The organism is Mycoplasmopsis felifaucium ATCC 43428, from assembly GCF_000687775.1.
Taxonomy (GTDB): domain Bacteria; phylum Bacillota_I; class Bacilli_A; order Mycoplasmatales; family Metamycoplasmataceae; genus Mycoplasmopsis; species Mycoplasmopsis felifaucium.
In genome coordinates this window covers 1-15,360 of the sequence record NZ_JHXS01000006.1, presented here as the reverse complement: position 1 = coordinate 15,360, position 15,360 = coordinate 1, and the positions used below count along the sequence as shown (strand labels likewise).

Genomic DNA, 15,360 nt, shown 5'->3' with positions numbered 1-15,360 from the left:
AAACATTACAAATTTTATGTTTAAAATTAATATATGAAAATTTTATTAGCTGGAACTCCTGCTTTTGCAGTACCAATTTTTGAAGAAATAATTAAGCATTTTGAAGTTATTGGAATTATCAGTCAACCAGACAAAATAAATCTTAGAGGTCGTAAAATTGAACCTACACCCACTAAACAATTAGCTCAAAAATATGGAATAAAATGCTTTCAGCCTGAAAAAATTGGACAAATAAAAGAAGAATTGAAGTCTCTTGACTATGATTACTTAATTACAGCCGCTTTTGGTCAATTTATACCTGATTCTGTGTTACAAATTGCTAAGAAATTAAATCTAAATATTCACGGCTCTCTTCTCCCTAAATATAGAGGTGCCGCTCCAATTCAATATTCGTTATTAAATAATGACAGCATAACAGGAATTTCATTAATTGAAATGGTAAATAAAATGGATGCTGGAGATATTTTTGCAACAGCTGAATGTAACATAGAAAAAACTGATGTTGCTAGCACACTATTTGATAAAATTTCAAACCTAGCCAAAAATAATATTGTTGATTGAATAAATAAAATTGATGAAGGAAAGTTAAATAGAATTACTCAAGATGAATCAAAAGTAACTCTAAGCCCTAAATTATCAAAAGAAGATGCTCTGCTTACTAATGATTTAACTTGTCAACAAGCTATAAATAAAATAAGAGCATTTGAAATGAACCCTGGTGCATATATTTTAAAAGATGATAAACGTGTAAAAATCTTTTTTGCAACATTGAATTTTGTCAAAAATGCCTTAAAAATAGATTTTTCAGACGGTTCGGTCTACGCCACAGATTATCAATTTGAAAGTAAAAAACGTGTAAAATTGCAATAAAAATGTTAACTTCTAAAATGGAAGTTAACATTTATTTTAATATTTGATTAATGAAACAACTTCAATATTTTCTTCTTCTAAAGCTTGTCTACCATTTAAGTCTTCAAGTTCAAGTAAAAGAATAACTTTTTTAACAATAGCTCCTTGTTCTTCTAATAATTTAACAATAGCTCTAGTTGTTCCGCCAGTTGCTAAAACATCATCAACAATAGCAACTGTTTGACCAGGCTTTATAAAACCTTTTTGAATTTGTAATACGTTATTACCGTATTCTAAGTCATAAGCTCTTGAAATAACTTCTCCAGGTAATTTCCCTGGTTTGCGAACCATGATAAAAGGTTTTTTTAGAAAAGCCGCTGTTGGTGTTCCAAATAAGAAGCCTCTTGCATCTGGACCAACAATAACATCTACATCCAGAGCATATTCAGACATTTTTTGAATTGTATAATGTAAAGCTTTTCCGTCAGCCAATAAAGGTGAAATATCTTTAAAAACAATACCCGCTTTAGGGAAGTTTAATATATCTCTAATATATGATTTAAGATCAATTTTTTCCATATTAATCCTTTTTATAGTAATTAAGATGCAACTGGCACATCTTCAAAGAATTCTAAAATATCATCTTCTTTGATATCATTATATTTTTTAACATGAAGCCCAAAATCTTTACCTTTTTCAACTTCTTTAGCATCATTCAATTCTCTTTTAAGTGTTTCAACTAGTCCAGCATGAATCATTTTTCTATTTCTAAAAATTTTAACTTTGCAATGTGCTTTAACAACACCTTCGTCCATCATACATCCTGCAATTGTCCCAACTTTTGAATAGAAAAATGTTTTAATAACATGTGCTGAGCCAATTTTCTTTTCTTCATAAACAATTGGTTTTTCGCCATCAAGAATTTTTTCAATATCTTCAGTTATTTTATAAATAACGTCATAATATAAAACTTTAACATCAAGCTCTTTCGCTGTTTGTTTTATACTTGTTGGTACATTAATGTTAAATGAAATAATAGTCGCATTAGAAGCTTGGGCTAATAATAAGTCATTACTTGTAACTTGTCCAGCTTGGGCCGCTATAACTCTAATCGCTGCATTTTCATTTTCCATAGTAGAAATAGTGCTCTTAATTGCTTCAGCAGTTCCTTGAACGTCTGAACGAATTATTATATTAAACACTTTTTTGCCTTCGTCAATATTGATGTTCTGGGTTCTTTCGTATAAAACATTATTTTTATCAATTTGAGCTTTTTGTGTAGCTAATTTTTTAGCATATTTTTCGTCTTCAAAACCTATAAATTTATCACCAGCCAAAGGAGAAGAATTTAAACCAGAAATCACAACAGGTGTTCCGGGCAATGCACTTTCAATATTATTTCCGTTTGTATCTTTCATAGATCTAACTTTTCCAGAGCATGAACCTGCGACGATAAAGTCTGATTTATAAAGGGTTCCGTTTTCAATAATAACTGTAGAAACATTACCAACACCTTTATCAACTTTACTTTCAATAACAGTTCCCATTGGGTATCTGTTAGGATTAGCTTTTAAGTCCATAATATTTGCTAGAAGTAAAATGGCATCAAATAAATCATCAATCCCTTGACCAGTTAAGGCAGAACCAAATACCATTTGTGTATCCCCGCCGTACTCTTCAACAGTAACATCAGCCTCAAGAAGTTCTCTTTTAATTCTTTCAATATCTTTTTGAGGTTTATCCATTTTATTAACGAATACTACCATAGGAACATTAGCTGTTTTAGCGTGTTGTATAGCCTCAATTGTTTGAGGCATAACACCATCATCAGCAGCAACAACCAAAATAATTATGTCAGTAATTTTTGCACCACGTGAACGCATTTCACTAAAAGCTTTATGCCCTGGTGTGTCAATAAATGTAATTTTATTATCTTTATAAACTATTTGGTATGCACCTGTGTGTTGAGTAATACCAGAACTTTCTGTTTCAACAACTTTTGTTTTTCTTATAAAGTCAATTAAAGAAGTTTTACCGTGGTCAACGTGACCCATAACGGTAATAATAGGAGGTCTTTTAACAAGTAAATTCGGATCATCCTCAAATACAACTTCATTTAAGAAATTACCTGCATCAATATTATTTTCTTTTTTGAAATCTAAACCTTTTTCAATACATACTTCAGCAATTTCTTCCTCTTCTAAAACGTGATTAATTGTATAGAACTTACCCTTCATAAAAAATGTTTTAATAAGTTCATTTGGATTAACATTAATTTTTTTAGCAAATTCACCTAAAGGTAATTTATTAGTAAAAATGAATGTTCCATCAACAATTTCAGTTTTAACATCAGAAATTTGTTTCTTAATTTCTTCTGCATTAGTTATTCTATTTCTTTTAGACATTTAGCCTCCTTCAGTTCTTTTTCAATTGTTTCATAGGTTTTTTGGGAAACTTGCGTTCTAAAGGCTTTATTTAAACCCTTACGTTTGACTATATTTTCTCAATTAGATACAGTAGGAATAAAATATGCTCCTCTGCCTTTTAATTCTCTTTTAAGATCTAGTCTAATAATATTTTCACTTTTATTATAGTCAAATCTAATTAATTCCTTTTCTGGTTTTACATTGCCAGAAACAATACATTTCCTTGAGTAATTCTTATTAAACTTCTCAGTCATCTTCGTCTTGAAATTCTCCGAAGTCAATTTCACCATCTAAACCAAATGATTTAAGGTCGTTATCGACCTTAAAGTTTTTAAGAGTTTCTTTAGCTTGTTGATATTCTTTAACATTAAGTTTTTCATCGCTTGTTGAGGATTCTGTATCTTCAATTATTGTTTCTTGTTCTTCATCATCATTAGAAGATCATTCATCATTTTCAATGTGTTTTTTTAATAATTCATCAAAATCAAGATTTTCGAACTCATTTGTTGAGAATAAGTCGTGTTCTTGTTCTTGGTATGTTCTAATATCTTCATCAAAACCATCTAAACTCATAGGAATATTTGAAACCGCTCTTGAAGTTCTCTTGGTAGTATGAACTGAAGATTTCTCCGCTTGTGGTCTCGAGTACTTTTTCACAGGTGTTTTAGTTAAATTAAGATTTGTTTTATTGTATTGAAGTTTTAATTCATCAGCCTTATCTGTTGTAATAACATCTAAGTAAACACCAGAAATTTTAGAAGCTAAAAGTGAATTTGTTCCTTTTTTACCTATAGCTAAAGGTAAATTGTCTTTTGACACTATAACATAGTATGATTTAGCATCTTTTTGAACAATATCTATAACACTAGCAGGTGCCATTGCTCTTGTTATTTTTTCAATTAAATTATCTGTATTAATGATAATATCAAGTTTTTCAAAGTCTTTTGGATTTGATAAATCTTTATTCATTTCAGCAATGATAGTTTGAATTCTTGAAGATTCTTTGCCCATTATTGCTCCATAAATTTCATCATATGATAAGCCCGCTTTAGATTCAAATACAACTTTTGTTCTCTCACCAGGTATTCTTTCCATAGCCGAAATAGAAATTAAACCATCATGAATTTCAGGGATTGAGTTTCTTAAGATTTCGCTAATTATGTTTGGAGAGTCTAACGAGACAACAATTTGATTTAATTTTGCATCATTTTCAACGCTTTCAATAACAACAGGTAAGATTGTTCCTGGGTTGATATTTCTTTTAGTGCTAATAAGACTTACGGGTAAATATGCTGGAGTCCCATCTTCTAAAATTTGAACATTTCAAGATCCATTTGTATTTCTTGTTGTGAAAACCACTTTGATGTTTTCGCCAATTCTATGTGAGAATTTGTCAAAAATTTCTTGTTTCTTAAGTTGTTTAATTGCTTGTTGAATTGACGATTTAATTGCAACTAAAACATTATTTTTATTCTCTTTTTTGCCTTCTTTAAGGTTTAAAAGATCAATTTTAACTTTAACTTCATCCCCGTCTTGGCAGTTTTCTGGATCAATATTTTTTGCTTCAGATTCAGAAACATAAATTAATGAGTTTGTTGGGTCTAAAGAAACTAATTCTTCATAGTATTCATCAGAAACAACAGGTGCTTTTAAGTTATAAACTCTTACTTCTTCTTTTTCTTCATCTAATTCAAAAACTATTTCAGCTTCTGGGTCTAGGTGTTTTTGAATAATTCTTGTAACTTCATCTTGTAAAACTTTGATTAATTTATCCATTGGGATATCTTCTTTTTCAACTAATCCTTTGATTATTTGAAATCACATTTTATCGCTGTTTAATACATTATTTTTTTTCATAATAATCTCCTTAAAACTTGAAATATAATGAAACTTTTTTAATATTTTCGAAAGGAATTTCAACTGTTCTAAATTGCCCTTTGCAGTTTCATTTTACTTTAGCAATATTTGAATTAACTTCTACTAATTTGCCAATATATAAGTCTTTTTTATCAATATTTTTGATTAATTTAAATTCTAAATCACTGTCAATGTAGTTAGCTAAATCTTCCACATTTAAGTCAGTATCAAAACCTGGTGAATGGATTGAAACAACATCATAATTTAATTCTTTTCCAGAATTGTCTATGAAACTGTTTATTTCGCCACTTAGCCTGTCTAATTCAGTTAAATCAGTAGTATTAACACAAATATCTAAACATTGTGCACCAAATTCATTTGTTATTTTGACATCTTTAATTTGTTCTTTAAATTTGTCCACTAAAAATGTTTTTCAGTTCATTTATCTCCTATTAAATAACAAAGAGTTGGATTACTCCAACTCGTATGTTATATGTATAATTACGATCTATTTAATTATAGCATAACAACTAAACTTAATAAATTGTTTTATTTTATATAATTCAACTGTTTTATAGGTATTTTAAATAAACTATCTAATTTTTGAATCAGGTAAATTACTCTTAATTGCCTCAACAAGTAATTTAGCCTTATCCATATCAATTACATTAGGAATACCTACACGAATTTGAGTTTTTCTTCTCTCTTGACGGCCTAACTCAAAGTAAATATTATTCTTGTAATCAATAATATTTCTTAAAATTTCAGCATCATAACCATTAGGAATTTCCATTACTAATAATCCGTGTGTCATATGAACATCATCAACAACATCAGTAAAGTGTAATTTTCTAAGTTCTTTACGTATATATTCATAAACTCTTTTACGTTTATTTCTTATTGCTTGAATTGTTTGGTTTTTCATAACCTTCATAGCAGCATTTATTGCAATTAGAATACTTGAAGCAGGTGTATATGGTGTTGAACGTTGATTTGTATAATAATCAACATAAGCTGGCAAGTCAAAATAGAATTTATAGTTCTTGTTATTTCTTGCTACTTCAATAGCTTTTTTAGATAAACATACACAACTTAAACCAGGCATAACACAAAACGCTTTTCCACTAGTTCCTATAGCTGCATCAATTCCTCACTTATCAAATTCAATTTCCTCATGAATAAATGAACTTGTAGTGTCAACAATATATAGACTTTCTGGAGACAATTTTTTAATTAATTCCCCAACGGCTTTAACGTCGTGAACAACACCAGTTGATGTTTCGTGATGTGTAATGAATACTGATTTATATTTATTATTTTTAAGTTTTTCTTCTACATCCTTAATAATATATGTTTCACCATCAGGATAACTTAAAATATCTAAATTTAAGTTGTTTTGGCATAATCTTTCAATCATAATTTGAAATCTTTTACCAAAATCTCCTGCTTCAATTAAAAGAATTTTATCTCCAGGTTCAACTAAATTGACAACAATCGCTTCCATAGCTCCTGTTGCTGAACAAGTAACAAATAGAGGTAATCCATTCTTTGTTTTAAAGAAGTCTTTAATTAAATTGGTTGTTTGATCTAAATAATATTTAAACAATGGCGATCTATGGTGTAAAACAGCACTTGATAAAATTTCACTAACTTCTTGATAGTTATTAATTGGTCCAGGCGTAAATAATAAAGTTGTTGAATGGTTGGCGTATCTTGAATCAATTTTCAATAAATCGTTGAAATTATCTAATTCACTTATAGGTGAATTGAAAATTTGAATATGTTTAAGTTTCTTATCTAAAGTTCATAAAAATTGTTCAAAATATTTTTCTTTATTAGCTTCAATTGCATAGAAGGTTTTGAACTTAGATTTCATTTCTTCAGCAGTTTCTTTATTTATATATAAAAATCCGCTTCAAATGCTTTGACTATAAGCATCTTTTACTAATTTATGACCTAGAACATTAGCATCATCATCTGTTTCATAAACTCATTCGCTTTTGTGTTCTAAACATTCTTGACCAAAGGTAATTGATTGATTTTCATTTTCAACAATATTCACAATACTTGGAATAATGTCTTCTTTGAGATATAAATCGCCTTCAATATATAAAGTGTTGCCTCATTTATTTAATGAGTAAGCAAGCGAAGAGATATTATTATATTTATCATAGTCATCATTAGTTATGAACTTAACTTGATATTTTTTTTCTAAATATTTAAATTGATCTTTCAAATATCCAACAACAATATAAATATTTTTTATCTTCGCTTTACGTAAGAAACGAATATTTCTTTCAATCATAGCTTCACCATTAACTTGTACTAATGGTTTTGGAAGATATTGTGTTAAAGGTGCCATTCTAGTGCCTTTACCGGCAGCAAAAATTATTACATTTTCAATTTTGTTCATATGTCTCCTTAAATATATTTTTAATTATATAACAACGAAAAATCTATCTTTATAGATAAAAATAGACTATATTCAAAAATAAATAGTTTAACAAATTTTCTGAAACTGCAGTTTTATAGGTGTTTTAGATTTATTGCATTAATTTAATGTACAAAATTTATAGAAAAAATTTAATTTTTAACATAAGTTTTTTCTATAAAAATAAAAAAATGACTCTAATCAGAGTACATTTCGGTAAAACCATAATAAACTGATCTATTATTTTTAATTGGAGTTGTTCAATTTTTCCCGTATCATTTTTCAAAATATTTTTCAATATTATTCATAATTTTATAATTTTTACCATTAACATATATGACTTTAGGGTTATAAAAATCGCTTATATTAATTGAGTTGTCTTCTTTATGCAATGGTCAATTAGAAATAAAATATGTATTTGGATTTATTGAAAATAATTTTTTATAAGTTCTTTCCATTGTTAGCTTAGGAACCCAGAAACATAAACTTCATAAAACAAATCTTTGAAATTTTGCTAATTTTCTCTCTTTGAATTGATATGTTATATCTCTTCAAGAACAAGCTGCTTGTAATTTTGTATATAAGGAATTTAAATATCAGTTTATTTTTTTATGCTCTGTAGGAATTATAATAAACAGGTCTAAATAAATTGAATTAGGATCTTTAATATCTGCAGTATTTAGATCAGGAACTCAACGAGGAAACTGTAAACTATGTCATTTTGTGTTCTTGGAAGTCATTAAATTATTTGGATAATTTTTTAAAAGAAATTCATAGGCTTCAAAATCAAGTAAAACATCTATATCACAGTCCCAATCGATCATTTTTTTGTCTCTATAAAAACCTAATGCTGTACCGTAAACTAATGAATAATTTAGGTTGTTTTTATCTAAAATATCAATGAATTCATTCAGCAGTTTTAAATTTAATTGTTGTCTTTTTCTTAAATTTTCTTCTTTTGCTGGATTATCTTTGTTTAAAAAATCATATTCCATTATTTCTCCTTTTTCTTGTAAGTGAATACATCCATATCATACATTCCCAGATGTGTAGTCATTTTACCTTTGATAGGTGTAGATCAATTTTTACCATAATTTTGAACAAGAATTTGTTCTCAATTCTTAGGCACTTTAACAACTAAGTTTTCAAACTTACGATTTTCGCATTTTTCAAAATCTAGTTCACTATAAATGTTATTTTTTGTAACCTTATTAAAAGGTCAATTAATACATGAATTAAATCACCATTTGGATCATATAATTCATTTCAAGCATTTTTAAATAAATATTTTTTACTTAGTCAAGTTCAACTTAAGAAGAACTTCGCTAATTTCATTCCTCATTGTCTCTTAAATACTTTTCTGTGCGTGTAGCTATGTAAATAACCTATTTTATTCTTTAATGAAAGATATTTATTAATCCTTTTCTGATTAGTAGGAACAGCAACAAATAAATCAAGGAAACAAACATCTTCTTTATAATCATCATCATTAGTGAATTTTGGTATTAATATAAAGTTATTACTATTTTCATTAGTTTTAATTTTTTCTGGGTAGTTTTCAACTAGAAAATCTAAAGTTTTTTTAGGTATTACAAGGTCAATATCATCATCTCAAGGTATAAAACCTTTGTGTCTAATTGTTCCTAACAATGTGCCATAAAACACCATATAATCTAAATTATTCTTTTGGGCTATTTTTATAAACTCATCAAGGAGATTTAAAACCTTTAATTGCTTCTCGTTCATAATATTTATCTTTCTTTATTTTTTGATTTGCGTAATATTTTTCAATAATTCTATAATAATGTTTAATTGACGTTTTAGCAACTCAGCTTCAAGAAATAGGAATTTTGGTGGCTTCCTGTTTTATAGCGTTAAAAGGATAATGATAGTTAAAAATATCAGTAATTTTATGCACAATATCATTAATATTTTCTTTAACTGTAAAACCATTAATTGTGTCAATAATTCCTTCTGCTGAAGCAGTGTTTTCAACCGCTAACACAGGACATTTTAAAGCTTCTGCCTCTCTTGTTACTAATCCAAAAGTATCAAAAGTAGATAAAAACACAAATAAATCATGTGATAAATATAAACCCTTTAATATATCTGGATCTTTAACTACACCAGTAAATTTAATTTTTTCTAATATACCTATTCTATTGGCATATTTTATAATTTCTTTAGCTTTTCAATCTCCACCAACCATAGTCAATGAATATGAATCGTCACTTTCAATTAAAGCTTTATACGAATCTAATAACAGCTTTATATTTTTTTCTCAAACAAATCTTGAAACAAATAATAAATTTTTCTTTGTTGTGTCAATATTAAAATGTGAAATTGCCTTATTCCTCAATAAATCAGCGTTATCTGGATATGCAAAAGCGGTACCATTAGGTATAACTCTAACTGATTTTTTAAGTTTATAATCATGTCTTAATCAATTCGATGCAATCTGTGAAACTGTTCAAACTTCATCACATTTATAAAAAAACTCGTTCATAATTTTTACAGATAAATCAGCAACCCATTGTAATTTACAAGAGTTATAAATTGCCTGCTTAAAGTCAGTATGAAATGTACAAACTATAGGTATGTTATAACGTTTTTTCAGTTGTAAAGCAACCTTACCTGAAAAAAATGGGCAATGAACGTGAATAATATCTGGATTGAATGCATCTATATCTTTAAGTTGAAAAATATTTAGCGGCGTTTGAAAGACTTCATATCCGCCTCATTTAATTGTTGCTGTTCTCAATCTCAAGGGTTTGAACTCAAGTTTCTCATCGTTAGCTACATCATATTTTTTATACTTAGGAGCCAGAATTAAAAATTCAACATCTTGTTTTTTAAATTCTCTTGCATAATTTTCCATAACTCGAACGACACCATCTACAACAGGTTCGTATGAATCGTTTATAAGAATAACACGCAGTCTTCTTTTTTTCAATTCTTTTATATCTACTGTATTTCTTCAATATTTTTTCATATTAATCCTAATTTCTTAAATCTATAATTTCATTACTTATAAAGTTCAAAGGTGTCTTTGTATCGTTAACATACTTTGAAGTATATAAATCTAATGGTGCATATGGATTCAAACACATAAGATTAGGATCTAAATCTGCTCATTCTTTTAATAAGTATAGATTTGGAACAATTACTTTAATGAATTCAGCTAACTGAACAGAATCTTTATAATCAAAATTTGGATTTTTAACTGCTTTCACAAAAACGCTTGTTTGTCTATTGTTATTTAGTGCTTCTTGAATTTTTTGTTTAATATCATTTATATTAAAGTTATTTAAATCAAAGACAACAATTTTCTTTGATTGGTTCTTTGAAATATGGCTAACAATATTTTGATATTCGCCTAAAAAAGCCGAGTGATTAAAATACTTACCAATGTTTGTTGATAATTGAGATGTTATATCAAAGTAAATCGAATTATTATCAGCAGGTTCCATTGGAATATATTCTCATGTTTTGTCTGAAGTTTTAACTGCTAGGTTTGCAAAAATTAAATCTGAAGTAGTGTTTTTACTAATGGTTGGATTCGCCAAATCATCCAAAGCTCCTGTTGATGAATCACCGGCTGCGATTTTTTCGAATCAAAAATTATCAGGTTCTGCAGAATGTAAATATGTTAAATGTTCAGAAGCAATTTGATTATTTAAAACAACAAGTTGAGATCCTTTTTTAAGGGAAGTAGATTTATTTTCATTAGTAAAAGGATCTTTATAATTTATCGTATCACCCTTTAAAACTGTATCATTGATTCAATTATCAATAACTGAAAAATTAGGGTGTCCTTTATAATAAATATTATATTCATCTTGGTATTTATTTATTAAGTATGCTAAGTTTTGCTTTTCTAATTCACTTTGTGCGGTACCTAAAAAGATTAATTTAGGTTTATTTCTTAATGATTGAACTCTATCTACTTTTTCTTTTTCAATTTTTCAATCATATTTAATTACTTTTGTGTATATTTCTGAATTAAAAGCTCTCTGTTTACCAATTATTTGGCCTTTCTCATCAAATTTATTAATTCTATAATTGAATAATTCATTTTTGATTTTATAATCAGGATCCAACTCACTATATTTATATATTCTTTTTAATCCAGCTTGTTTAAAATTGCTTACTGCATTTCAGTCTTCAAAAAAGAAATATACGTTGTCGAGTTCTGTTGAAAAAGGAATAAATGAATATTGATCAGATTCAACTGTTTTTCAGTCATATTCATTATTTTCTTTAGCTATTTTATAATTCTTTATAGCTTTATCAAATTCTGTTCAATAATCATTAACAATATTCCTTGCTTCATTTAAACACAAGATTTTCACGTTTTTGAAAGCTGAAAGCTCCATAAAGTTTTTAGCAAAGTTTAAATCATCGGAGCATATTCATAGATTAATTTTCTTATTAGAGTTTTTTAAAATTATTTTTGCAAATTCGTTAACAATTAATCGTGAACCTTTTTTTATATCGTTCAGCTTCCAAAATAGCTGATTTTTTATCTAAATCATTATTCTGAATTCTGTAATTATCCAAAAAATCCTTCATTGAAGTTTTATCAACTGTCATGCTTTTTTCAGTATCATATGTAAATTGAGAAAAATATACTTCACCTTTTGACATTAATGCTAAACTAACTTCATCATAAAAAGGTTGGATACTCGTTGAAACGCCAAACATATTAATATCTGCTAAATCTATAATATTTTTAATATTATTGTTAGCATCTATAAGATTGTCATCATTAACAATTTGAGTTTCTATGTTAGTATCTTTTTTTATTTCTCTTGTGCCAAATTCGTATTTAGATACATTCGTCAATAAGTTAGTTTTATAGTTGTTTTCGTCAAATTTCAAACTAGAATAATATTTAACTTTTTTGCCTAAAAAAGTAAATCCAACAGCCGCACCTATTGTCGTAACCGATGCAGTTGGGACTAGAACTCCTAACAAAATTTTAGTTTTCTTAGTCATACATATCTCCAAAATTTATATATATAAATTTTATCCTAAAAAGAATATTGCAAAAATATTGCTAAGATGCAAAATAAAAGATTGCGTAAAGCAATCTAAAATTATTATCTCTTGATTTCTTTAAGACGAGCAGCTTTACCCATTTTATCTTTCATGTAGTAAAGTTTTGCTCTTCTAACTTTGTTTGAACGAATAACTTCAATGTGTGCAATCATTGGTGAGTGTAATGGAAATGTTCTATTAACACCAATACCAAATGATACTTTTCTAACTGTAAATGTTTCTCTTGTACCAGATTCTTTTCTGCTAATTACTAAACCTTCAAAAACTTGGATACGTTCTTTTTCACCTTCACGAATACGAACGTGAACTTTAACATTATCACCAACACGAAACTCAGGATAGTCAGTACGTAATTGACTTTGTTCAACTAATTCGATTAATTTATTTCTCATTTTTAATCCTTTCAATAATATCTGGACGATTTTTTAACGTTTTTTCGTATTGAGCTTTCATTTTTCAAGCTTCAATATCTTTATGATTTCCATTTAAGAGAACTTCTGGGACAGCCATGCCTTTATAAATACGAGGTCTTGTATATTGTGGATAGTCTAATAAACCATTGCCTTGAAACGAATCATATTCATGACTTTCTTTTTTGATGACTCCATCAACAAGCCTAATAATTGAATCAGCCATAACCATTGATGGCAATTCTCCACCTGTTAGGACATAATCACCGATTGATAATTCTTCATCAATTAATTCAACTACACGTTCATCAAAACCTTCGTATCTACCTGAAATAAAGGTGATTTGGTCATATTTAGCTAATTTATTAGCAATATTTTGATTAAACACTCTGCCTTGCGGTGAAACTAAAATTTTATATCCACCACGGTTTTTTAATGATTCAAGTGCCAAATCAATAGGTTCAACTTGTAAAAGCATTCCGTGACCACCACCAAAAATTTCATCATCTACTTTATGGTGCTTATCCTTGCTAAAATTTCTAAAATCAACTACATTCAAATCAATTAATTTATTTTGAATTGCTTTGTGTATAATCGATTCATTAGCGAAGGGCTCATAATATTTTGGAAATAAAGTTAAAAAATTAATTTTCATTTATTATTTTGCAGCTTTTTTAGTTGTTTTCTTTGTAGGTTTAAATGCAGCTTCTACATCTTTTTTTGTTGTTTTTTTAGATTCAATTAAGATTTCTTCAACATTGGCTTTAGCAGCATTTTTAAATTTTTCATTTAAATTGTGTTGTCTGAATAAGTTAAATACAGTTTGAGTAATTTGAGCACCATTTTTAATTCATTGAATTGTTGCTTCTTCGTTGATAACAAATGCTTTTGTGTGTGGATTATATTGACCGATAGCTTCAATAAATCTACCATCACGAGGAGCACGTGCATCAGCAACAACGATTTTATAGCAAGCGTTAAATTTACTTCCTAAACGTTTTAATCTAATTTTAACCATTAGGTTACTCCTTATTTTCTTTCTTAAATTCTCGACTTCTGTCAAGCGCAAATGCTTGACATCAAGCTATTGCTAAATATATTTTAATATATAAGTAATTTTTTTGAAATAAAAAAAATGCAAAAAAGAGAGTCTACTCTCTTTAATAGCATAAGACAATTTAAAGGAAAGTTTCCGCTCACAGCAACTTTCATATTAATTAAGGAAGGGAGTATATACTCTTAAGCAACTGTCCCTATGGGTACAGTAATCATTCACTTTGGGAATGTATCAGTATTATTTTAATATATTTTTATAAAATCAGGAAATAAAATTTTCTAGTCCTGGATAATCAAATTTTAATTAGTAAACACATACAAAAAAGAAGCAACTAAGCTTCTTCTGTCTTTTCAGCGGGAAATATCATTGAGATAATAGCAATAACTACAATTAAAAATGCTGCACAAAATACTATAATAGATGCATTTTTATGAAGGAATTCAGTGGCTGCCTGCGTTATTCCGAATAGATATGGTATTGCTAAAGTTCAAATAACTAATACAGTTATTAATAATAAATTAATAATTATTGTGACTGTCCCTAATATTATTTGCATAACTCTTTTGGTTTTTATTTGACTAATAAAAACGCTAAATGTTTTAAAGAAATAACTAATTAATAATGATAGGAATATCAAATAACAAATTAAACCTGCCCATTTACCTATATTAAATGCTATATTTGAATTATTCTTGAAAAAGAGTTTAAAACATTCTGAATATGCCTTAAGCATAGAAATATTAGATGTGTGTTTCATTCCAGCCGGTGCAATTAATAATATTGAAAATCCTAAAATATATCCACTTAAAAATGTTGTTGTTTTATCGCCGAATTTAAAATCAACACCTTTTTGAACAATAGCGTTAATAAAGAAAGGTGAGACAAGCAAAGCAATAAAAAGTGCACTAAACATCATTACAAATAGCTTAGATTTTGTTTTTGTTTTAGACATATGACCTCGATTAATATTTACAATATATATATATATATATATATATATGAAAAAAATAAATCATATATGCAATATTATTATAATACTAATTTGATTAAGCAGAAATTGTCTAATTTAACAAAAGAAAAAGACACTCATAAAGAGAGGCTTGAAACTGTTTCCGATTCCGAATGTGTTCTATATTTTAACAAGCCGTAGGCACTACGCAAATATCGGACTCTCAATAGTTTTGGGTCGGTTGGAAGCATCCTAAAACTGATCGCTATTATGTTACCATAAAGGTATCGCAAAGTTCATTTTTTTATACTCTTATTCCT

At 27.8% G+C, this 15,360-nt stretch carries 16 protein-coding genes and 1 pseudogene; 1 reads left to right on the top strand and 16 read right to left on the bottom strand.

Features of this window, described 5'->3' with window-relative positions:
• Positions 1-33: 33 nt before the first annotated feature.
• Entirely contained in the window at positions 34-870 is an 837-nt protein-coding gene (fmt, locus tag T390_RS0101415; protein ID WP_027334746.1) for a methionyl-tRNA formyltransferase, read from the top strand.
• Positions 871-906: 36 nt separating this feature from the next.
• On the opposite strand, the gene T390_RS0101410 is transcribed toward fmt, so the two are convergent.
• The 16 genes and pseudogenes from T390_RS0101410 to T390_RS0101340 all read right to left on the bottom strand — a co-directional run bounded on the left by T390_RS0101410 (position 907) and on the right by T390_RS0101340 (position 15,043).
• A complete protein-coding gene (locus tag T390_RS0101410; protein WP_027334745.1) occupies positions 907-1,419 on the bottom strand; it encodes an adenine phosphoribosyltransferase in 513 nt (170 codons plus the stop codon).
• Positions 1,420-1,448: 29 nt separating this feature from the next.
• Complete coding sequence (gene infB, locus T390_RS0101405) at positions 1,449-3,254, bottom strand: translation initiation factor IF-2 (protein WP_027334744.1); 1,806 nt, start codon at positions 3,252-3,254, stop codon at positions 1,449-1,451.
• The gene (locus tag T390_RS0101400; RefSeq protein WP_027334743.1) at positions 3,233-3,529 is read right to left on the bottom strand and encodes a YlxR family protein; all 297 of its coding nucleotides are present in this window, start codon (positions 3,527-3,529) and stop codon (positions 3,233-3,235) included. Before T390_RS0101400 ends, infB begins: the two co-directional genes overlap by 22 nt.
• Positions 3,513-5,132 carry a NusA N-terminal domain-containing protein gene (locus tag T390_RS0101395; RefSeq protein ID WP_051590844.1) on the bottom strand — a complete coding sequence of 540 codons (1,620 nt, stop codon included), beginning with the start codon at positions 5,130-5,132 and terminating at the stop codon, positions 3,513-3,515. Before T390_RS0101395 ends, T390_RS0101400 begins: the two co-directional genes overlap by 17 nt.
• Before the next feature lie 10 nt (positions 5,133-5,142).
• On the bottom strand, positions 5,143-5,574 hold the full coding sequence (locus T390_RS0101390; RefSeq protein ID WP_027334741.1) for a ribosome assembly cofactor RimP: 432 nt from the start codon (positions 5,572-5,574) through the stop codon (positions 5,143-5,145).
• Between the two features lie 150 nt (positions 5,575-5,724).
• Positions 5,725-7,545, bottom strand: a complete 1,821-nt coding sequence (locus T390_RS0101385) for an aminotransferase class V-fold PLP-dependent enzyme (protein WP_027334740.1) — start codon at positions 7,543-7,545, stop codon at positions 5,725-5,727.
• A 215-nt stretch (positions 7,546-7,760) separates the two neighbouring features.
• A complete protein-coding gene (gene mf1, locus T390_RS03990; protein WP_051590843.1) occupies positions 7,761-8,558 on the bottom strand; it encodes a diacylglycerol cholinephosphotransferase Mf1 in 798 nt (265 codons plus the stop codon).
• The gene (locus T390_RS04240; RefSeq protein WP_268869703.1) at positions 8,558-8,692 is read right to left on the bottom strand and encodes a hypothetical protein; all 135 of its coding nucleotides are present in this window, start codon (positions 8,690-8,692) and stop codon (positions 8,558-8,560) included. Before T390_RS04240 ends, mf1 (T390_RS03990) begins: the two co-directional genes overlap by 1 nt.
• A gap of 47 nt (positions 8,693-8,739) precedes the next feature.
• Complete coding sequence (mf1, locus tag T390_RS03740) at positions 8,740-9,309, bottom strand: diacylglycerol cholinephosphotransferase Mf1 (RefSeq protein WP_235732216.1); 570 nt, start codon at positions 9,307-9,309, stop codon at positions 8,740-8,742.
• On the bottom strand, positions 9,242-10,555 hold the full coding sequence (locus T390_RS03735; protein WP_051590842.1) for a glycosyltransferase: 1,314 nt from the start codon (positions 10,553-10,555) through the stop codon (positions 9,242-9,244). Before T390_RS03735 ends, mf1 (T390_RS03740) begins: the two co-directional genes overlap by 68 nt.
• Positions 10,556-10,562: 7 nt before the next feature.
• Complete coding sequence (locus T390_RS0101365; protein ID WP_027334739.1) at positions 10,563-11,939, bottom strand: hypothetical protein; 1,377 nt, start codon at positions 11,937-11,939, stop codon at positions 10,563-10,565.
• Between the two features lie 88 nt (positions 11,940-12,027).
• Positions 12,028-12,561 (bottom strand): hypothetical protein, encoded by a 534-nt coding sequence (locus tag T390_RS0101360; RefSeq protein ID WP_027334738.1) that lies wholly within the window; start codon positions 12,559-12,561, stop codon positions 12,028-12,030.
• 104 nt (positions 12,562-12,665) lie between these two features.
• Complete coding sequence (rplS, locus tag T390_RS0101355) at positions 12,666-13,016, bottom strand: 50S ribosomal protein L19 (protein WP_027334737.1); 351 nt, start codon at positions 13,014-13,016, stop codon at positions 12,666-12,668.
• A complete protein-coding gene (gene trmD / locus T390_RS0101350) occupies positions 13,006-13,689 on the bottom strand; it encodes a tRNA (guanosine(37)-N1)-methyltransferase TrmD (protein ID WP_027334736.1) in 684 nt (227 codons plus the stop codon). Before trmD ends, rplS begins: the two co-directional genes overlap by 11 nt.
• 105 nt (positions 13,690-13,794) lie before the next feature.
• Positions 13,795-14,052, bottom strand: a pseudogene (rpsP, locus tag T390_RS0101345) (30S ribosomal protein S16); the annotation flags it as partial.
• A gap of 370 nt (positions 14,053-14,422) precedes the next feature.
• The gene (locus tag T390_RS0101340; RefSeq protein WP_027334734.1) at positions 14,423-15,043 is read right to left on the bottom strand and encodes a hypothetical protein; all 621 of its coding nucleotides are present in this window, start codon (positions 15,041-15,043) and stop codon (positions 14,423-14,425) included.
• Between the last annotated feature and the right edge of the window lie 317 nt (positions 15,044-15,360).